The sequence below is a fragment of the Micromonospora yangpuensis genome, from assembly GCF_900091615.1.
Classification (GTDB): domain Bacteria; phylum Actinomycetota; class Actinomycetes; order Mycobacteriales; family Micromonosporaceae; genus Micromonospora; species Micromonospora yangpuensis.
Genome location: NZ_FMIA01000002.1, coordinates 1971814 through 1991919, shown reverse-complemented (window position 1 = coordinate 1991919; position 20106 = coordinate 1971814). Strand labels below are relative to the sequence as shown.

Genomic DNA, 20106 nt, shown 5'->3' with positions numbered 1-20106 from the left:
ACCCGCGCGACATGGCACCCGCGCGACACGGCACCCGCGCACACGACCCGCGCACGGGTACGACGGACCGTTCGACCGCGCGGCGACGCTGGACTCGGGGCGTACCGGGGCATACAAACGGTGCCATGCTGACCATCCGCCGGGAGGGGCCGGCCGACGCCGAGGCGGTCGCCCGGGTACACGTGCGCTGCTGGCAGCACGCCTACTCCGGGATCATGCCGGCGCAGGTGCTGGCCCGGCTGAACGTCGCCGCCTGGGCCCAGCGCCGGCGTGACGTCGGCACGGCCGAGCCGGAGCATCCGTTCACCACCCTGCTCGCCGAGGCCGACGGGCAGGTCGTCGGCTTCACCTCGTACGGCCCGTACCGGGTCGACCAGAACCGGGCCGACCTGGACCCGGCGTACGGCGAACTGCTCGCGCTCTTCGTCGAGCCGGACCACTGGGGGGACGGGACGGCCCCGGCGCTGCTGGCGGCGGCCCGGGACGGGCTGGCCGGGCGCGGCTGGCACGAGTACCGGCTCTGGGTGCTGGCCGACAACGTCCGGGCCCGCCGTTTCTACGAGCGGGCCGGGCTGTCACCCGACGGCGAGCGGTCCACCTATCCGGTGCCGCTGACCGCCGGGAGCGAACCGGTCGGGCTGGTCGAGCTGCGCTACACCGGCCGCCTCGACGGCTGACCCGGCCCACCGGCCCGCCCACCAGCGGACTCGTCGCCAGCCGTCGGCGAATCGGCAGACCCGCCCGCGCCGGACGTCGAACGCGCGCCGGCCGGCCGAGGGTCGGCGGGCCCGCCCACCACCGCCCGCCGGCCGTCGGACGCGTCGCCGACCGGCCGAGAACCGGCGGGCCCGTCGCCGACCGGCCGAGGATCGGCAGGCCCGTCGCCGGCCGGTCCGCCGGTGGGTGTCCCGCTGGCCGGCACGGCTCCGGTGGCCGCCGACCGGATCGGCAGGAACAGCAGCAGCGCCAGGCTGATCCAGACGTAGGTGTTGCTGCCCAGGAAACCGTCCACCCCGGTGAAGTCCCGCTCCCAGGACCAGACGATCCGGCTGATCAGCAGGGCGTACCCGACGGTCGCGGCGGCCAGCAGCGCGCGGCGTCGGCGGCTGCGCGCGGGCGCCGCCATGCCGTGGTCGACCAGCAGGATCAACCCGGGCAGCAGCCAGACCAGGTGGTGTACCCAGGTGACCGGGCTGACCAGGCACATCACCGCGCCGGTCAGGGCCAGCCCGGCGGCGTGGTCGCCGGCCGCGGCGGCCACCCGGCAGCGCCAGGCCCAGACCGCGAGGGTGGCCAGCACCAGGGCCAGCCAGGCAAGCGTGCTCGGCTGGTCCGGGTCGAGCCGGGCCACCACCCCGCGCAGCGACTGGTTGGAGACGAAGGCCAGCTCGCCGACCCGGCCGGTGTTCCACAGGGCGGTGGTCCAGAACTCGCGGGACGCGTCGGGAAAGAGCGCGGCGGCCAGCACGGTGGCCCCGGCGGCGGAGCCGATCGCGGTGAACGCGGCCCGCCACTGCCGGGTGACCAGCAACTGCACGATGAAGATGCCGGGGGTCAGCTTGATCGCGGTGGCCAGCCCGATGCCCACCCCGGCGAACCTGCTGCCGGCCGGCAGCAGGCGCAGCAGGTCCACCGCGACCAGGAAGAGCAGCAGCATGTTTACCTGGCCGAAGTTGACCGTCTCGCGCATCGGCTCGAAGGCCGCCGCCAGGCAGAGCGCCACGGCCAGGGTGAACCAGCGGGTCCAGCCGGAGCGGCGGGCCACCGGGTCGACCAGCCACCAGATCACCACCGCGCTGACCACCACGCTGGCGGTCACGCTCACCAGGATCGCCAGGTTCCACGGCAGGTACGCCATCGGCAGCATGACCAGGGCGGCGAACGGTGGGTAGGTGAAGCCGTACTGGGTGCCGGACTTGAGGAAGTCGTAGATCTCGCCACCGTCGTGGACCCAGAAACGCAGCGCGCCGTAGTAGACGTTGAGGTCGAAGAAGCCGTGCCGGACGGCCGCCACGGAGAGGAACGCGGCCACCGCGACGGCGAGCACCAGCACGACCAGCACCTGCCGGACGGTCCGTCCGGGACCCTGCGCCACCGTCGTCCCCCTCGCCCTGCGTAGGCTCACGTTCATGGCTCTCGGGTACGTCCGCCCGGCGCGTGGTGACGACGCCGGCGAGATCGCACGCATCCAGCTCGCGACCTGGCGGGTCGCCTACCGGCGGATCCTGCCCCGGCACGTGCTGGAGAACCTGGACGAGGGGTACCTCGCCCGGCGCTGGAGCGCCGCGGTGCTCCAGCCGCCGTCCGACGCCCACCGCGTGCTGGTCGCCGTCGAACAGGCCGAGCAATCCTATCTGGTGGGGTTCGCCGCTTCCGGCCCGGCCGACTCCGAGGCGCTCGCCCCGGGTGAGCCGGCCGAGGCGCTCGGTTCCGGTGTCGTGGCCGTCACCGACCTGCTGGTGGAGCCGCGTTGGGGGCGGCGGGGGCACGGCAGCCGGCTGCTCTCCGCCCTGGTCGACCTCTGGCGTGCCGACGGGTTCGAGCGGGCGGTGGCCTGGTCGTTCGAGGCCGACGAGGCGAGCGCGAAGTTCCTCACCAGCACCGGCTGGGAGCCCGACGGGGCGGCTCGCGCGCTGGACGTCGACGACCTGCTCGTACCCCAGCTCCGCCGGCACGTCGCGATCCCCGCCGAGGACACCAAGACCAGCGAGGACACCGAGCCCAGCGAGAGCTGAGCGCCCGCTCGGCCTGGCGGGACGCGGCGGGCCCGAGCCGGCCACCAACACCACCGGCGGGCGTGGTCGGGACCCCACCGGCGGCTCCGTGGTCGGACCGCGCCCCGCAGGGCGGGGACACGGACCGACCAGGCCGGCCGTACCGTCAGTCGAGCAGGGCGTCCAGGCCGATGGTGAGGCCGGGGCGGTTACGGACCGCCCGCACGGCCAGCAGCACGCCGGGCATGAACGAGGCTCGGTCGTACGAGTCGTGCCGGATGGTGAGCGTCTCCCCGGCGGTGCCGAAGAGCACCTCCTGGTGGGCGACGAGCCCGAGGGCGCGCACCGCGTGCACCCGTACCCCGTCGACGTCGGCCCCCCGCGCGCCGGGCACCTCGTCGGTGGTGGCGTCCGGGGCGGCGGCGAGCCCCGCCGCGGCGCGGGCCTGACCGATCAACCGGGCGGTGTGGGTGGCGGTGCCGCTGGGCGCGTCGAGCTTGCGCGGATGGTGCTGCTCGATGATCTCGACGGACTCGAAGTGCCGGGCGGCCTTCTCGGCGAACTGCATCATCAGCACCGCGCCGATGCCGAAGTTGGGGGCGATCACCACGCCCACCCCGGGCATCCGGGACAGCCAGCCACGCACCCGCTCCAGCCGCTGCTCGGTGAAGCCGCTGGTGCCGACCACCACGCTGATCCCCTGGTCGATGCACCAGTGCAGGTTGTCCATGACCACGTCCGGGGTGGTGAAGTCGACCACCACCTCGGCACCGGCGTCGGAGGCGGCGAAGAGGCCGTCACCCTGGTCGATCATCGCCACGAGTTCGAGGTCACCGGTCGCGTCGACCGCCTTGCACACCTCGATGCCCATCCGGCCCCGGGCGCCCAGCACGCCGACCCGGATCGCGTCCGGGCTCTTCTCCTGCTCGTCAGTCACGGGGCACAACCTATCCCAACCCGGACCATCGCTCACCGTCGGACGGGCACCGCCCACCGGCCGGGTCAGAAGGTGACCGCGTCGGCGTCGAACGGGCCCACCACGGCCAGCGACATCGGGCGGGCCAGCAGCTCGGCGGCGAGGGCGTTGACGTCCTCGACGGTGACCGCGTCGACCCGGGCCAGCAGCTGGTCGACCGGCACCACGTCGCCGTAGAGCAGCTCACCCTTGCCCAACCGGCTCATCCGGGAACCGGTGTCCTCCAGGCCGAGCACGAACGAACCCTTGCTCATGCCCTTGCCCCGGGCCACCTCGGCCTCGGTCATCCCGTCGGTGGCGACCCGGGCCAGCTCGGCGCGGGTCAGCTTCAGCACCTCGCCGAGCTTGCCCGGCGCGCAGCCGGCGTAGACGGCGAAGAGCCCGGTGTCGGCGTACTGGCTGGCGTAGGAGTAGACCGAGTAGGCAAGTCCCCGGCGTTCCCGGATCTCCTGGAACAACCGGCTGGACATGCCGCCACCGAGCACGTTGTTGAGCACCCCGAGGGCGAAGCGCCGCTCGTCGCGCCGGTCGATGCCGGGGCAGCCCAGCAGGACGTGCGCCTGTTCGGTCTCCTTCGGCTCGACCAGGGTGGCCGGCCGGCGCGTGCGTACCCCCGGGGTGTGCGGGCGGCACGGCGCGGGCGTGGCCGCGTCGGTGTCCATCGGGGTGCCGCGCAGCGCCTGGCGGACCAGCCGGACCACGGTGGCGTGGTCGAGGTTGCCGGCGGCGGCGACGACGATCTGCGGGGCGACGTAGCGCCGCCGGTAGAAGGCCTGGATCTGCCGCCGGGTCATCGGGGTGACCGTCTGCTCGGTACCGGAGATCAGCCGGCCCAGCGGGTGGTTGCCGTAGACGATCCGGGCGAAGAGGTCGTGCACCTCGTCGCCGGGCTCGTCGTCGTGCATGGCGATCTCTTCGAGGATGACGCCCCGCTCGGTCTCCACGTCGGCCGGCTCGATGAGCGAGTCGGCCACCAGGTCGCACATGACGTCGACGGCCAGCGGCAGGTCGTCGTCGAGCACCCGGGCGTAGTAACAGGTGTATTCCTTGGTGGTGAAGGCGTTGGTCTCGCCGCCCACCGCCTCGATCTGCGCCGAGATGTCCAGGGCGGTCCGCTTGTGGGTGCCCTTGAAGAGCAGGTGCTCCAGGAAGTGCGCGGCGCCGGCCTGCGGGCCGGTCTCGTCCCGGGAGCCCACCCCCACCCACACGCCGAACGACACGCTGCGGGTGGCCGGGATCGCCTCGGTGAGCACCCGCAGCCCGCTGGGCAGCACGGTCCGCCGGACCGTGCCACCCACCGGGTCGTCACTGAGTGTGCGGGTGACCGCCCGAGGGGCGGCACCGGTACGGGCCACCCCCCGTCGACCCGGTGGGAACGGCACGCGATCGGCCCGACTCACGGCTGCTCCTGAATCGACGAGGGGTGGAGGTGGTACGAATCAGGTGCTCAGCTGTGCCGGGTCCGACGACGCGGGCGCTCGCCGCCCTCGCCGCCACCCTCGCCGCCGCCACCCTGGCCACGGTCGCCCCGCTCCGGGCCACGACCGCCCCGGTCACCGCGGTCACCACGGTCGCGCGGACCCCGGTCGCCGCCGCGACCGGCCGGACGCTCGCCACCGGCCTCCGCACCGGCGGCCGGTGCCTCGGCACCCTCCGGCCGGACCTTGTCCAGGTAGATCTTGCCGCGGGCGTCGATGTCCGCGATCTCCACCTCGACCTTGTCGCCGACGTTGAGGAAGTCCTCGACCCGCTCGACCCGCTTGCCGTCGCCCACCTTGGAGATGTGCAGCAGGCCGTCGCGGCCCGGCAGCAGCGAGATGAACGCGCCGAACGCGGCGGTCTTGACCACCGTGCCGAGGAACCGCTCCCCCGCCTTGGGCAGGGTCGGGTTGGCGATGCCGTTGATCCGGTCCACCGCCGCCTGGGCGGACGGGCCGTTGGTGGCGCCGACGTAGATCGTGCCGTCGTCCTCGATGGAGATCTCGGCGCCGGTCTCGTCCTGGATCGCGTTGATGGTCTGCCCCTTCGGGCCGATCACCATGCCGATCTTGTCGACCGGGATCTTGACGGTGGTGACCCGGGGAGCGTGGTCCGACATGTCGGCCGGGGCCTCGATGGCGGCCTGCATCACCCCGAGGATGGCCTGCCGGGCCTCGTTGGCCTGCTGCAACGCGGCGGCCAGCACGTCCGACGGGATGCCGTTGAGCTTGGTGTCCAGCTGCAGGGCGGTGACGAACTCCGGCGTACCGGCGACCTTGAAGTCCATGTCACCGAACGCGTCCTCGGCACCGAGGATGTCGGTGAGCGTCACGTACTCGGTCTTGCCGTCGACCTCGTCGGAGATCAGGCCCATCGCGATACCGGCCACCGGGGCCTTCAGCGGCACACCGGCGTGCAGCAGCGCCAGGGTGGACGCGCAGACCGAGCCCATCGAGGTGGAGCCGTTCGAGCCGAGCGCCTCGGAGACCTGCCGGATGGCGTACGGGAACTCCTCGCGCGCCGGCAGCACCGGGATCAACGCCCGCTCGGCGAGCGCGCCGTGGCCGATCTCCCGCCGCTTCGGCGAGCCGACCCGGCCGGTCTCCCCGGTGGAGTACGGCGGGAAGTTGTAGTTGTGCATGTAGCGCTTGGACTTCTCCGGCGCGAGGGTGTCCAGCGACTGCTCCATGCGCAGCATGTTCAGCGTGGTGACGCCCAGGATCTGGGTCTCGCCCCGCTCGAACAGCGCCGAGCCGTGCACCCGGGGCAGCACGCCGACCTCGGCGGTCAGCGGGCGGATGTCGCGGGGGCCACGCCCGTCGATGCGGACCTGCTCGCGCAGCACCCGGTTGCGGACCTCGGACTTGGTAAGCGACCGGAACGCGGCGCTGACCTCCTTCTCGCGGCCCTCGAAGCGCGGGTTCAGCTCCTCCTGGACGCGGGCCTTGACCCGGTCCAGGGCCTCCTCGCGGTCGGCCTTGCCGGCGATCTGCAGCGCCTCGGCGACCTCGGTGCGGGCGGTGTCGGCGACCGCGCCGTAGACGTCGTCGGAGTAGTCCAGGAAGACCGGGAACTCGGTGACCGGCTTGGCGGCGACCTCGGCCAGCTCGCTCTGCGCGCGGCACAGCTCACGGATCGCCGGCTTGGCGGCCTCCAGGCCGCTGGCCACGATCTCCTCGGTCGGGGCGGTCGCGCCACCGGCGATCAGGGTCACCGCGTTCGGCGTCGCCTCGGCCTCGACCATCATGATCGCGACGTCGCCGTCGGCGAGCGCCCGGCCGGCGACCACCATGTCGAAGGTGGCCCGGCCCAGCTCCTCCAGGGTCGGGAAGGCGACCCACTGGCCGTCGATGTGGGCGACCCGGGTCGCCCCGATCGGGCCGGAGAACGGCAGCCCGGAGAGCTTGGTCGACATCGAGGCGGCGTTGATCGCCACCACGTCGTACGGGTGCTGCGGGTCGAGCGCGAGGATGGTCTCGACGACCTGGACCTCGTTGCGCAGGCCCTTGACGAACGAGGGGCGCAGCGGGCGGTCGATCAGCCGGCAGGTGAGGATGGCGTCCTCGCTGGGCCGGCCCTCGCGGCGGAAGAACGAGCCGGGGATCCGGCCCGCGGCGTACATCCGCTCCTCCACGTCCACGGTCAGCGGGAAGAAGTCGAAGTGCTCCTTCGGCTGCTTGCCGGCGGTGGTGGCGCTCAGCACGACCGTCTCGCCGAGCTGGGCGATGACGGAGCCGGCGGCCTGACGGGCCAGCCGACCGGTGGAGAAGGTGATCTCCCGGGTGCCGAAGGACCCGTTGTCGATCACGGCGGTGCGCTGTTCGGTGCCGAGTTTGGTCTCGGTCATGTTTCGGTCTTGCTCCTTCGCATCGGGGGCTACGCGACGCTTGCGGAGCTGCTCAGACGGCCGGTCTTCGATCGAAGCGCCCGGGTGGGCCGGCGAGGTGCCGGCGTGTCCGGAGGCCACTACCGGAGACCGGTACGCTGACCGGCTCCCCTGTCGGGTGGTCGCGCGGCCCGGTTCTTTTCTGGTGCCGACGTACTGCGGGGGAGCGGCCGGCTGGCCACTCCCCCGGCACGTCAGCGGCGCAGGCCGAGCCGCTCGATGAGCGACCGGTAGCGGTTGATGTCCTTCTTCTGCACGTAGTTGAGCAGCCGACGGCGCCGGCCGACCAGCAGCAGCAGCCCACGGCGGCTGTGGTGGTCGTGCTTGTGCACCTTCAGGTGCTCGGTCAGCTCGGCGATCCGCTTGGTGAGGACCGCGACCTGCACCTCGGGGGAACCGGTGTCCCCTTCGGCGGTCGCGTACTCCGCGCGGATCGTGGCCTTGGCTTCCTGGTCGAGCGCCATTTTCTCCCTGTTCTGTGGGTTGCTACCTGAGTCCGTCGTCCCGACCCGGCGGGGATCGCCAGACGGACTGAACCTCGCACCCGCGGCGTCGTGCAGGCACGCGAGGCCCCTCGTCGGTCAGCCGACGTCCACGCCACAGTACCAGCTCATCGGGGAACCGCCCGGTGAAGGCCCCGGTCGAGTCGCCGTGGCGCCCGGGGCGGCTCAGGTCAGCATCGCCCGGACCTGCGCCACGTCCTCGGTCATCTGGGCCAGCAACGGCTCGATCGAGTCGTACCGCACCTGCCCGCGCAGTCGCGCCCGGAAGTCCAGCGCGACCTGCTCACCGTAGAGATCACCGGCGAAGTCCAGCACGTACGCCTCGACCCGGCGCTCCCGGCCGGAGAAGGTCGGGTTGGTGCCGACCGAGACCGCGGCGGCCAACTCCTCCACCTGCCCCGGTTGTCCCCCGCCCCGGCGACGCGGACCCACCTGCCGGACCAGCCGGGCCGCGTAGACCCCGTCGGCCGGCACCGCCGCGTACCGGTGGCAGGCCAGGTTGGCGGTCGGGAAGCCCAGCTCCCGGCCGCGCTGGTCGCCGCGGACCACGATCCCCTCCACCCGGTGCGGGCGGCCAAGCGCCGCCGCCGCGGCGGTCACGTCCCCCGCGTCGATGCAGGACCGGATGTAGGTGGAGGAGAAGACGGTGCCGTCCTCGGTGACCAGCGGACCGCCCTCGACGGCGAAGCCGAAGGTCCGGCCCAGCCGGTCCAGCAGCGGCACGTCGCCGGCGGCCCGGTGCCCGAAGCGGAAGTTGTCGCCGACCACCACCAGCGCGGCGTGCAGCTGCTCGACCAGGATGTCGTGCACGAACGCCTCGGCCGACAGCCGGGAGAACTCCGGGGTGAACGGCACCACACAGAGCGCGTCGACCCCGAGGGACTCGATCAGCTCCGCCTTGCGGGCCGGCTCGGTCAGCACCGCCGGGTGGGAGCCGGGCCGGACCACCTCGGCCGGGTGCGGGTCGAAGGTCACCACCACCGAGGTCACCCCGAGCTCGCGGGCCCTCCTCACCGCGTGGCCGATGGTCGCCTGGTGTCCCCGGTGCACGCCGTCGAAGACGCCGATGGTGACCACCGAGCGTCCCCACCCGCCCGGCGTCGCGTCGTACCCCCGCCACCGTTGCATGCCACCCCTCCCCTGTCCTGCGTACCGGCGGTCAGGCCGGCGCGAGCACGATCTCGGCGCGGGCCCGCCCGTCCCGCTCGCTGACGATAGCGATCAGCCCCCCGGCCGGATCGAAGACCGCGTACGGCCCGACGATGCCCGCCGGGTCCAGCGGCCCGCCGTGGGAGAGCACCCGCGCCTGTTCGGCGCTGGCGTCGCGGCGGGTGAAGAACCGTTCGGCCGCCGCGGCCAGCGGCAGGTCGACCACCTCGGGCGCGCGTTGCTCCAGCTGGTCGAGACCGGCGGCCTCGGCGAGGGTGAAACCCCCCACCGCGGTACGCCGCAGCGCGGTGAGATGGCCACCGACGCCCAGCGCCCGGCCCGCGTCCCGCGCGATGGCCCGGATGTACGTGCCGGAGGAGCAGGTGACCGCCACGTCGACGTCCACCACGTCCGGGGTGTCCCGGCGGACCGCGAGCAGGTCGAGTCGGGAGACGGTGACCCGCCGGGCGGGCAGCTCGACGCTCTCGCCCTGGCGTACCCGGTGGTACGACCGCTGGCCGTTGATCTTGATGGCGCTGACCGCGCTCGGCACCTGGTCGATCTCGCCGGTGAGCGCGGGCAACGCCGCGCGGACCGCCTCGTCGGTCACCGCCCCGGCCGGCGCGGTGTCGGTGACCTCACCCTCGGCGTCGTCGGTGACGGTGGCCTGACCGAGTCGGATGGTGGCGGTGTAGCTCTTGCCGGCGCCGATCACGTAGGTCAGCAGCCGGGTGGCCCGTCCCACCCCGATCACCAGCACCCCGGTCGCCATCGGGTCCAGGGTGCCGCCGTGGCCGACCCGGCGGGTCCGGGCGAACCGGCGGATCCGCGCCACCACGTCGTGCGAGGTCATGCCGGCGGGCTTGTCGACCACGATCAGACCGTCTGTGCTCACGACCGCCAAGCCTGCCAGAAGCCCCGGGCCCCCGGTTCACCGGACCGCGCCGACCACCGCCCAGGCCCCGGAGCGCAACCTCAGCAGCACGGCGACCAGGCGGAGCACCACGAAGAACGCCAGGCCGGCCCAGATCCCGCCCAGCCCCCACCCGAACACGTACGCCGACCAGATCGCCGGCAGGAAACCGCCAAGCGCCGCCAGCACGGTCAGGTTACGCAGGTACCGCACGTCCCCGGCACCGATCAGCACCCCGTCGAGGGCGAAGACCACCCCGGCCAGCGGCAACATCGCGGCGAACCACGGCCAGGCGAGCAGGGCCTGCTGGTGCACCTGCGGGTCGTTGCTGAACCAGGTGGGCACCACGCCGGCGCCGGCGGCGACCAGGGCCGCGAAGGCCAACCCGCAGGCCCCGCCGACCAGGGCGAGCCGGCGGGCCAGCGCCCGGGCCACCGCCGCGTCCCCGGCGCCGAGGGCCGCGCCGACCAGGGACTGGGCGGCGATGGCCAGCGCGTCGAGCAGCAGCGCGGTGAGGAACCACAGTTGCAGGGTGATCTGGTGCGCCCCGGCGGTGGCCGGGCCGAACCGGGAGGCCACCGCGATCGCGGACAGGAAGCTGGCCTGGAAGGCGACGCCCCGGATCAGCAGGTCACGACTGAGCACGAGCTGCTGCCGGATCAGCCGGGGCTCCGGGCGCAGGGTCACCCGCTCGGCGATCAGGGCCGCGACGAAGAGCCCACCGCAGATGCTCTGGGCCACCACGTTGGCCACCGCCGAACCGACCAGGCCGAGCCCGACCGGGTAGACCAGCAGCGGGCAGAGCGCGGCGGAGAGCAGATTGGGGCCGAGCACGAACCAGATCGGCCGACGGGTGTCCTGGACGCCGCGCATCCAACCGTTGCCGGCGGCGGCGAGCAGCAGACCCGGCGCGCCGAGCGCGGCGATCCGCAGCCACAGGGCGGCCGCGTCGGCCACCTCACCCGGGCCTCCGGCGAGGGTACGCGCCAGCGCCGCCCCGCCGATCTGCATCGCCACCACCACCAGCAGCCCCACCGCGAGCGCCAGCCAGGAGGCCTGCACGCCCTCGGCCACCGCGGCGGCCCGGTCACCCGCGCCGAACCGGCGGGCCGACCGCCCGGTGGTGCCGTACGCCACGACGGTGCCGATCCAGGCGATCAGGGTCAGCACCGTGCCGCCGACGGCGATCGCCGCGAGCGGAACCTGACCGAGGTGCCCGACGACCGCCGTGTCGACCAGGATGTAGACCGGCTCGGCGGCGAGGACGACCAGGGCCGGCAGCGCCAGGGTGGCGATCCGACGTGGGGACGCGACGACAGTGCTCATCGGCGCTGATGCTGCCACAGCGCCGGTAAGCCCGGCAAGGGCCCGTGTTCCTTACACCTCGTCCGCCGTCACCGCCGGACGGGACAGCTCACTGACGGGTGTCCATGGAGATCTGCAGCGCCCGGCGGGCCTGCTCACGGGCCTCGTCGTTGGCGGTGCTGGTCTTCTCGGGCTTCGGGTTGGTAGGCATGAGGAGGCCCCTTCCAGGGTGCGGCCAGCCACTGACCGGCGGCCGTGCGGGCGGTGCTGCGGGAGCGCCCCGGGAAGCGGTCCGGGATCACCGGAGCGGCTGGCCTGGGCAGCGTGAGCCCGGGTCGGTTACGACCCTGGAGGGAGGCGGCCCCTGGTGCGGCACCACCGCCCACGACCTGCGACGGGCGCCGCAATGTCAAGTCCCAAGCTATCGTTCAGGTCCACATGCTGCCCAGCGTTCCCGCCATCTGGACAGGGCTGCCGAATCGGGTCGGCGCGGTCACCGGGCCAGGAAGTGCCAGCCGATCCACCACCAGAACCCGAACAGTCCGATCCGGCCCACCGGCACCGGGCCGACCTCGTACCGCATCAGGTAGCCACAGACGTCACTCAGGCAGGGGATCCGGGAACCCGGTCGACGCGCCGCCCACTCGACGGCCACGAAGAGCACCAGCGAGAGCAGAAAACCGTAGATGGCGATCATCCGCATCATCGCCGCACCAACCCCCAGAACGCGGCCAGCCAGGCCATCCAGGCCGCCGACCGGAACAACTCGTCCTCCAGCAGCGGATCGGCCAACCGGGAGAAGGTGGGGAAGTCGTCCTTCGCCGCCATCGCGAAAGTCGCCGCCTCGAGCACCCCGAACAGCGCCGCCGGCAACACCCACCAGACCACCCCCGGGGGCAGCCGACGAGGCGAGGGACGACGCGGCATCCGGTTGCTCAGGCCGACCCAGATCAGCGCGCCCCCGGTGCCCAGGACGTACAGGTTCGCCTGGGTCGAGAACGACGGCAACTGCCCACCCACCAGGGAGAGACAGGCCAGCACCGGCACCGTGACGATCGGACGGTCCCAGACCCGGGGGGCGTCGACGGCGAGTTCGGGAGACTGCTCCATCCGATGATTCTCCCCGCCGCCACCCAGCGTCAAAAGCCCGACACCCCTCGGGGTCGCTCCTGGCCCGCCTCGACGATCAGGGCGTCGTCGAGCAGCTCCCGGATCCGCCCGACCACCTCCTCGGCGCTGCCCAGGCCGGTGAAACCGGCGGCGAACCGGTGCCCACCGCCACCGAGGGCCACCGCCACCCGGCTGACGTCCACCGCACCCTTGCTCCGCATCGACACCGCCCACTGCCCGGCGGTGACCTGCTTGACCACGCAGGCCACGTCCGCCTCCGCGGTGCACCGGACGGAGTCGATCAGGGCCTCCAGGACGTACGGCCGCTGCTCGTGCCGGTCCAGGTCGTCCAGGGTGGCGTAGGTCCAGACCAGGCCCAGCCCGGCCGCGGCGGCGGGCTCCAGCCGGGCCCGGCCGAGCACCTCGCCGAAGAGCCGGACCGCGCCGAACGGTCGGTGGTCGAAGATCCGGCGGGAGATCTCCCCCGGTCGCAGGCCGGTGGCCAGCAGGCGGGCGGCCATCTGGTGCACCGCCGGCGTGGTCGCCTCGAACCGGAACGAACCGGTGTCGGTGCTCAACGCGACGTACAGGCACTCGGCGATCCCCGCGTCCAACGGGACACCCAACCGGTCGAGCAGTTCCTCGGCGACCACCGAGGTCGCCGCCGCCGTCGGCTCGACCAGGTGGATGCCGCCGAACCGGGTGTTCGAGGCGTGGTGGTCCAGCACCAGGGCGGTCCCGGCGGTGGCCAACCGGTCGGCCAACGCACCGAGCCGCGACGCGCTCGCCGCGTCGAAGCAGATCACCAGATCAGGATCGGGGTACGCCTGGGCCTCGGGTACCAGCAGGTCGAGGCCGGGCAGCCCGTGGAAGGGCTCGGGCAGCTCCGGCGGGCCGGGGAAGGTCGCCTGGAGCCGGCGCACGCCGAGCCGACGCAGGCCCAACCCGAAACCGAGCATGCTGCCCAGCGCGTCGCCGTCGGGGTTGACGTGACAGATCAGCAGCACCCGGCCGTCGGCGGGCAGCTGACGCACCGCGGCCACCGCCGCGGCCCAGTCGGCTTCGGTGGGGCCGGAGCCGACCGACGACGGACCGGTCAGGACCGCGCCGGCCGGATCGGTCACCGCCGTTCCCCGTCCGGCGCCCCGGCGGTGCCCTCGTCGGGGGTGACACGGCCGGCCCCGGGCGCGTCGGATCCGGTCACGTCGGGCTCGGACTCGCCGGACTCGGACTCGCCGGTCTCGGTCTCGGTCTCGTCGGACTCCACGCGGTACGGCTGGGCGTCACCGGCGTACTTCGCCTGGGCCGCCAGCCGCTGCACCTCCGCGTCGGCGTTGCGGGCCGCCGCGAGCAGGTCGTCGATGTGCTTGACCTGATCCTGCACGTCGTCTAGGACGAAGGTCAGGGTCGGCGAGTGGCGCAGACCCAGCGCCTTGCCGACGGTGCTGCGCAGCATCCCGTTGGCGCTGTCCAGGGCCGCGGCGGTGCCGGCCTGGGCGGCCGCGTCACCGAGCACCGTGTAGAAGACCGTCGCGTCCCGCAGGTCGGCCGTGATCCGGGCGTCGGTGATGGTGATCATGCCGAGCCGGGGATCCTTGATCTGGCTACGCACCACCGACGCGACGAGTTCGCGTACCCGCTCCGCGTGCCGCCGGACCTTGGCCGGATCCGTCATCTCCGCCACCTCCACGCTGTCCCGTTCCGGTCCGGCCGGCGACGCGAGGCGTCGTCCGCGCCGGAGCGCCCACCACTCGAACAGTACCGTTGTCGCCCGGGCCATCGCCCACCGCCGACAGTGGCACCCACCACCCCGCGCCGCACCGAACGGCCGCGCCACCGGGGCCTCGGTGCGTTGGTGGTCGGAGCCTCGGTGCGTCAGTCGTCGGGGCCGTGCAGCCGTCGGTGGACCGACAGCAGCTCGGCCTCGGGACGGCCGGCGACCAGGCGTTCGCAGGAGTCGAGCACGTCGCGCACGTGACCCGCCTCCGCAGCCACCACGGCCACCCCGATCTCGGCCCGGCCGTGCAGGTCGAGCGAGCCGACCTCGGCGGCCGACACCTCGAACCGGCGCAGCGCCGCGACGATCGGGCGGACATATGATCTCTTGGCCTTGAGCGACCGGGAGTCGCTCGGCAGCAGCAGGTCGAAGACCGCGGTTCCGGTGAACATCGCCTCCGACGATACCGCCGCACCGGCCCACATGATCAAGGGGTTTACGCCGATCGGCGTAAACCCCTTGATCACTGTGTCACCGCCGGATCAGGCGCGAACCTTCTCCCGCATCTCGAAGGTCTCGATGATGTCGCCGACCTGGACGTTGTTGTAACCGCCCAGGGTCAGACCACACTCGAAGCCCTCGCGCACCTCGGTGGCGTCGTCCTTGAACCGCTTCAGGGAGCTGATCGTGAGGTTGTCCGCCACGACCGCCCCGTCCCGCAGCAGCCGCGCCTTGGCGTTGCGGCGGATGATGCCGGACCGGACGATGCAACCGGAGATGTTGCCGACCTTGGACGAGCGGAAGACGTCGCGGATCTCCGCGCTGCCCAGCTCGGCCTCCTCGTACTCCGGCTTGAGCAGCCCCTTGAGCGCCGCCTCGATCTCCTCGATGGCCTGGTAGATGACCGTGTAGTACCGGATCTCCACGCCTTCGCGGTCGGCGATCTCCCGGACCTTGTTCGCGGCCCGGACGTTGAAGCCGATGATCGTGACCGCCTCGGACGAGGCGCTCGCGAGCATGACGTCGCTCTCGGTGATCGCACCGACGCCCCGGTGGATGATCCGGAGCTGGACCTCCTCGGGGATGTCCAGGTTGAACAGCGCGTCCTCGAGGGCCTCCACCGAACCGGAGACGTCGCCCTTGAGCACCAGGTTGAGCGAGGTCTTCTCGCCCTCCTTGAGCTGCTCCATGAGCGTCTCGAGAGTGGCCCGACCGCGGGAGTTGGCGAAGGACGCCGCCCGCCTCCGTGCCTGCCGCTGCTCGGCGATCTGGCGCACCGTACGGTCGTCCGCCGCGGCGAGGAACGTGTCACCCGCGCCGGGCGGCGCGGTCAGACCGAGCACCAGGACCGGACGGGCCGGACCCGCCTCGGCGACCTGGTTGCCGTTCTCGTCGAGCATCGCCCGGACCCGGCCGTGCGCCCCACCGGCGACGATCGAGTCGCCCGCCCGCAGGGTGCCCTTCTGCACCAGCACCGTGGCCACCGCGCCGCGCCCCTTGTCGAGGTGCGCCTCGATCGCCACACCCTGCGCCGGGCCGTCGATCGGAGCGGTCAGCTCCAGCGACGCGTCCGCGGTCAGCAGGACCGCCTCGAGCAGCTCCTCGATGCCGATACCCGGCTTGGCCGCCACGTTGACGAACATGGTGTCGCCGCCGTACTCCTCGGCGACCAGCCCGTACTCGGTCAGCTGCTGGCGGACCTTGTCCGGGTTGGCGTCCGGCTTGTCGACCTTGTTGACCGCGACCACGATCGGCACGTCGGCCGCCTTGGCGTGGTTCAACGCCTCGATGGTCTGCGGCATGACGCCGTCGTCGGCCGCCACCACCAGCACCACGATGTCGGTGACCTGCGCACCACGGGCACGCATGGCGGTGAACGCCTCGTGACCCGGGGTGTCGATGAAGGTCACCGCCCGGTCCTCGCCCTCGTGCGGGACGTGGACCTGGTACGCACCGATGTGCTGGGTGATGCCGCCGGCCTCGCCGGCCACCACGTTCGCCTTACGGATCGCGTCGAGCAGCTTGGTCTTACCGTGGTCGACGTGACCCATGACGGTCACCACCGGCGCCCGGCTGACCAGCCGCTCGCTGTCCACCTCGGCGTCGAGGTCGATGTTGAACTGCGCGAGCAGCTCGCGGTCCTCGTCCTCCGGGCTGACGATCTGCACGTCGAAGCCGAGGTGCTCACCCAGCAACAGCAGGGTCTCGTCAGAGCAGGACTGGGTCGCGGTGACCATCTCGCCCAGGTTGAACATCTCCTGGACCAGCGAACCCGGGTTGGCGTTGATCTTGTCGGCGAAGTCCGACAGCGAGGCGCCACGGGAGAGCCGGACGACCTGACCCTGACCCCGGGGAGCACCCGAGCTCATGGTCGGGGCCGACAGGTTGTCGAACTCCTGTCTGCGCTGCTTCTTGGACTTGCGGCCACGGGTCGGCCGGCCACCCGGACGCCCGAAGGCACCCGCGGCACCGCCGCCACGGCCACGACCGCCGCCACCGGGACGACCACCGCCGCCGGCCGGACCACCCGGACGGAAACCGCCGCCCGGAGCACCGCCGCCGCCACCGGGACCGCCACGGTAGCCACCGCCACCGCCGCCACCGGGACCACCGCGGTAGCCACCGCCACCGCCGGCGCCCCCACCGGGACCGCCGCGGTAACCGCCGCCACCGCCACCGCCGCCGGGACGACCCGCGCCGCCACCGCCGCCGGGACGACCGGCACCGGGACCGCCGGGACGACCCGGACGCTGGCTCGGCATGGACGCCGGGCTCGGCCGCGGCGGCATGGACGCCGGGCTGGGCCGCGGCGGCATACCGGCCGGACTGGGCCGGGGACCACCGGCAGCCGGCGGCCGCTGCTGCTGGCCGCCCTGGATGCCGAAGGGGTTGTTACCGGCGCCACGCGCCGGCGGCCGACCACCCGGCCGACCACCGGGAGCCTGGGGCGGGCCACCGGGACGACCGGCCGCCGGGGAACCCGGACGGGGCGGCATGTTGCCCGGACCGGGGCGCGGACCGGGGCGCGGACCACCCTCGGCCGGAGGCTCCCGGCGGACGTTCTCCCGCTGCTGCTGACGGGCGGCCTGCGCGGCCTTGACCGCGGCCTCCTGCTCAGCCTTCAGCGCGGCGGCGCGGGCCTCCGCGGCCGCCACCTCGATGTCGTGGGCACTCGCCGGCTTGGCGACCGGAGTCGCCGGCTGCGGCGGGCCGGGAACCGGCCCCTTCGGCTTGGGACCAGGGGTCGGCGCGGCCGGCCGCCGGGGCGGCATCGGCTTGGCCGAGACCCGGGGCAGACCGGGGGTCGGGGTGGGCGTCGGGGTCGGGGCCTGGCTGGCCGCCGGTGAAGCCGCCGGAGCCGGCGAACCGGACGAGGCGACGAACGCGTTGCGCAGCCGACGGGCGACGGGCGCCTCGACGGTGCTGGACGCGGACTTCACGAACTCGCCCATTTCCTTCAGCTTGGCGAGAACGGTCTTACTTTCGACCCCGAGCTCTTTTGCCAGCTCGTGTACGCGGGCCTTGCCTGCCACTGCACTCCTCACTCCGAGGTCGTGCGGGCAGCACCCGCAGCAACCTCACTCGTGCACTTGAAGCCTGGTCATTTCTGCGACTTCATCGTGTGCTCATGTCGGTCGTCCTACCTTGCTTGCGACCCTCACCCGGTCGGGTTGACCGGGTGTAGTGGCTGACGCGTCGACGTGCTCGGCCAACGCACCGTGGTCGATGACCCCGGTGATGCGCAGCGCACGCCCGAAGACGCGACGCCGCAACGCCAGCGCGAAACAGGCCGGATCCGGGTGCATGTTCGCTCCCCGACCCGGCAACCTGCGGAGCCGGTCGGGCCGGAGGCTGTGACCAGCCTCGTCGGCAACCGCGACGATCCGCAGCAGTTCGCTGGTCGGCGCACGAGACCGGCAGCCCACACAGGTGCGCTCCGGCAGCGCGCGTCCCACCACTGGCAGAAGTCTACCCCTAGGCGCCCGAGATCGCTCCGCCCGGTTCCCGGACGTGATCAGCCGCGCTGCGGGCAGGGCCGCCGGACTGTTCGGCATCCGACTTGATGTCGATCCGCCAACCGGTCAACCGGGCAGCAAGTCGGGCATTCTGCCCCTCCCGCCCGATCGCCAGCGAGAGCTGGAAGTCCGGCACGGTGACCCGGGCGGCCCGGGTGGCCAGGTCGACCACCTCGACCCGCAACGCCTTGGCCGGCGACAACGCGTTGCCGACGAAGGTGGCCGGATCGTCCGACCAGTCGATGATGTCGATCTTCTCGCCGTGCAGCTCACTCATCACCGCCCGGACCCGCTGCCCCATCGGGCCGATGCAGGCGCCCTTCGGGTTGACCCCCGGCACCGTGGAGCGCACCGCGATCTTCGTACGGTGACCTGCCTCACGTGCGATCGCGCCGATCTCCACCGTGCCGTCGGCGATTTCCGGCACCTCCAGCGCGAAGAGCTTCTTGACCAGCGCCGGATGGGACCGGGAGAGGGTGATCTGGGGTCCGCGCATGCCCTTGGCCACGTGGACGACCACGCACCGGATCCGCTCACCGTGCACGTACCGCTCGCCGGGCACCTGCTCGGACTGCGGCAGCACGCCCTCCAACTTGCCCAGGTCGACGCTGACGATGCCCTTCTCGGTACGCGCCTCGTGCGCCTGCACCACCCCGGTGACCAGGTCACCGTCGCGGCCCACGTACTCACCGAAGTGCACCTCGTCGGTGGCCTCCCGCAACCGCTGGAGGATCACCTGCTTGGCGGTCATCGCGGCGATCCGCCCGAAGTCGTGCGGGGTGTCGTCCCACTCCCGGGTGACCGTGCCGTCGGCGTCCAACTCCTGGGCGTAGACCAGGGCCGCGCCGTTCTTACGGTCGATCTCCACCCGGGCGTGCGCCTCGGCGCCTTCGGTGTGCCGGTAGGCGGTCAGCAACGCGGTCTCGATCGCCGCCAGGATGGTGTCGAACGGGATCTCCCGCTCGCGCTCGAGTGCGCGCAGCGCCGCGAGGTCGATGTTCACCTCTCCTCGTCCTCCACATCGTCTTCGTCGTCGATATCGTCATCGTCTGGTTCGTCGATCTCGTCTGGCTCGTCGATCTCGTCGAGGCGGCTGAACTCGACCTGTACCCGGCCCGGCCCCAGCTCGGGGTAGCCCAGCTCGACCCGGCCGGCGTCGGTCTCCAGCACCACCCGCTCGTCGTCGGCCTCGATCACCCGACCGGTGACCTGCCGGTCGCCGGCGGGCTGGCCGGCAGCCGTCGCCCCGGCCCGGGCGCTCACCTTGACCAGCCGGCCGGCGTTGCGCCGCCAGTGCCTCGGCAGGGTGAGCGGCCGGTCGACACCCGGGGAGGAGACCTCCAGCTGGTACTCGCCGGCGACGATGTCGCCACCGGCGTTCTCGGCGTCGTCCAGCGCGGCGGAGACCGCCCGGGAGACCTCCGCCACGGCGTCCAGGTTGACCCCGCCGTCGCCGTCCACGATCACCCGGACCACGTGCCGGCGGCCGGCCCGGGAGACGGAGAGGTCCTCCAGGTCGTATCCGGCCGCGCTGACCACCGGCTCGATCACGGTCCGCAGGCGGTCCCGACGGGCACCCACGTCGCCACCGCGGGCACTTCCCGCCCGGACGGCACCTTCACCCCGGGCACCGCCGCCCCGGGCGGCCTCGCCGCCTCTGGGCCTGCCCGAGGCTCTGGTGGCCCGGCCACGCTGCGTCATCTGGCCTACCCCTTCAAGGTCGACGGCCCCGGTCGGCCGCCATGCCGGCACGCCACCGGGCGATCCGCGCCGGTGGCTGCGCAGAGCGTAACGCGCTCGCGGTGCGACGGACCGAGCGGCGCACCGACGCCGGTCAC

Annotated in this window: 18 protein-coding genes and 1 pseudogene; 2 read left to right on the top strand and 17 right to left on the bottom strand. The window is 72.9% G+C overall.

The window, feature by feature from the left end; all coding sequences use genetic code 11:
- Positions 1 to 125 precede the first annotated feature (125 nt).
- Positions 126 to 677, top strand: coding sequence for a GNAT family N-acetyltransferase (locus GA0070617_RS09165; protein WP_091435569.1), 552 nt, complete (start codon positions 126 to 128; stop codon positions 675 to 677).
- 179 nt (positions 678 to 856) lie between these two features.
- Here the strand turns inward: GA0070617_RS09165 and GA0070617_RS09160 are convergent.
- A pseudogene (locus GA0070617_RS09160) lies at positions 857 to 2095 on the bottom strand (glycosyltransferase family 87 protein); the annotation flags it as partial.
- A 34-nt stretch (positions 2096 to 2129) separates the two neighbouring features.
- Between GA0070617_RS09160 and GA0070617_RS09155 the strand changes: the two are divergent.
- Positions 2130 to 2735, top strand: a complete 606-nt coding sequence (locus GA0070617_RS09155) for a GNAT family N-acetyltransferase (protein ID WP_091435568.1) — start codon at positions 2130 to 2132, stop codon at positions 2733 to 2735.
- A 145-nt stretch (positions 2736 to 2880) separates the two neighbouring features.
- Here GA0070617_RS09155 and dapB read toward each other — a convergent pair whose 3' ends face one another.
- The 16 genes from dapB to rimP form a co-directional block, all read right to left on the bottom strand.
- Positions 2881 to 3651 carry a 4-hydroxy-tetrahydrodipicolinate reductase gene (gene dapB / locus GA0070617_RS09150; RefSeq protein ID WP_091435567.1) on the bottom strand — a complete coding sequence of 257 codons (771 nt, stop codon included), beginning with the start codon at positions 3649 to 3651 and terminating at the stop codon, positions 2881 to 2883.
- 65 nt (positions 3652 to 3716) lie between these two features.
- Positions 3717 to 5090: a M16 family metallopeptidase gene (locus GA0070617_RS09145; RefSeq protein ID WP_091435566.1), complete on the bottom strand. Its 1374-nt coding sequence runs from the start codon at positions 5088 to 5090 to the stop codon at positions 3717 to 3719.
- A 47-nt stretch (positions 5091 to 5137) separates the two neighbouring features.
- Complete coding sequence (locus GA0070617_RS09140; protein WP_091435565.1) at positions 5138 to 7516, bottom strand: polyribonucleotide nucleotidyltransferase; 2379 nt, start codon at positions 7514 to 7516, stop codon at positions 5138 to 5140.
- Positions 7517 to 7749: 233 nt separating this feature from the next.
- Positions 7750 to 8019, bottom strand: coding sequence for a 30S ribosomal protein S15 (gene rpsO, locus GA0070617_RS09135; protein ID WP_088963411.1), 270 nt, complete (start codon positions 8017 to 8019; stop codon positions 7750 to 7752).
- A 204-nt stretch (positions 8020 to 8223) separates the two neighbouring features.
- Positions 8224 to 9186, bottom strand: coding sequence for a bifunctional riboflavin kinase/FAD synthetase (locus tag GA0070617_RS09130; protein ID WP_091435564.1), 963 nt, complete (start codon positions 9184 to 9186; stop codon positions 8224 to 8226).
- Positions 9187 to 9217: 31 nt separating this feature from the next.
- Complete coding sequence (truB, locus tag GA0070617_RS09125) at positions 9218 to 10102, bottom strand: tRNA pseudouridine(55) synthase TruB (protein ID WP_091446143.1); 885 nt, start codon at positions 10100 to 10102, stop codon at positions 9218 to 9220.
- 36 nt (positions 10103 to 10138) lie between these two features.
- Positions 10139 to 11446 carry an MATE family efflux transporter gene (locus GA0070617_RS09120; RefSeq protein WP_091435563.1) on the bottom strand — a complete coding sequence of 436 codons (1308 nt, stop codon included), beginning with the start codon at positions 11444 to 11446 and terminating at the stop codon, positions 10139 to 10141.
- A 472-nt stretch (positions 11447 to 11918) separates the two neighbouring features.
- On the bottom strand, positions 11919 to 12128 hold the full coding sequence (locus GA0070617_RS09115) for a DUF6186 family protein (protein WP_175440749.1): 210 nt from the start codon (positions 12126 to 12128) through the stop codon (positions 11919 to 11921).
- Complete coding sequence (locus GA0070617_RS09110; protein WP_091435561.1) at positions 12128 to 12535, bottom strand: hypothetical protein; 408 nt, start codon at positions 12533 to 12535, stop codon at positions 12128 to 12130. Before GA0070617_RS09110 ends, GA0070617_RS09115 begins: the two co-directional genes overlap by 1 nt.
- A gap of 29 nt (positions 12536 to 12564) precedes the next feature.
- Positions 12565 to 13635, bottom strand: coding sequence for a DHH family phosphoesterase (locus GA0070617_RS09105; RefSeq protein ID WP_091446141.1), 1071 nt, complete (start codon positions 13633 to 13635; stop codon positions 12565 to 12567).
- A 20-nt stretch (positions 13636 to 13655) separates the two neighbouring features.
- On the bottom strand, positions 13656 to 14210 hold the full coding sequence (gene rbfA / locus GA0070617_RS09100) for a 30S ribosome-binding factor RbfA (RefSeq protein ID WP_229688649.1): 555 nt from the start codon (positions 14208 to 14210) through the stop codon (positions 13656 to 13658).
- Positions 14211 to 14410: 200 nt separating this feature from the next.
- A complete protein-coding gene (locus GA0070617_RS09095; protein WP_091446139.1) occupies positions 14411 to 14704 on the bottom strand; it encodes a DUF503 domain-containing protein in 294 nt (97 codons plus the stop codon).
- Positions 14705 to 14794: 90 nt separating this feature from the next.
- On the bottom strand, positions 14795 to 17785 hold the full coding sequence (infB, locus tag GA0070617_RS09090) for a translation initiation factor IF-2 (RefSeq protein WP_091435560.1): 2991 nt from the start codon (positions 17783 to 17785) through the stop codon (positions 14795 to 14797).
- Between the two features lie 93 nt (positions 17786 to 17878).
- Positions 17879 to 18211, bottom strand: coding sequence for a YlxR family protein (locus GA0070617_RS09085; protein ID WP_091435559.1), 333 nt, complete (start codon positions 18209 to 18211; stop codon positions 17879 to 17881).
- A 16-nt stretch (positions 18212 to 18227) separates the two neighbouring features.
- A complete protein-coding gene (gene nusA / locus GA0070617_RS09080) occupies positions 18228 to 19271 on the bottom strand; it encodes a transcription termination factor NusA (protein WP_091435558.1) in 1044 nt (347 codons plus the stop codon).
- Positions 19268 to 19969: a ribosome maturation factor RimP gene (gene rimP / locus GA0070617_RS09075; RefSeq protein ID WP_091435557.1), complete on the bottom strand. Its 702-nt coding sequence runs from the start codon at positions 19967 to 19969 to the stop codon at positions 19268 to 19270. Before rimP ends, nusA begins: the two co-directional genes overlap by 4 nt.
- Positions 19970 to 20106: the final 137 nt, after the last annotated feature.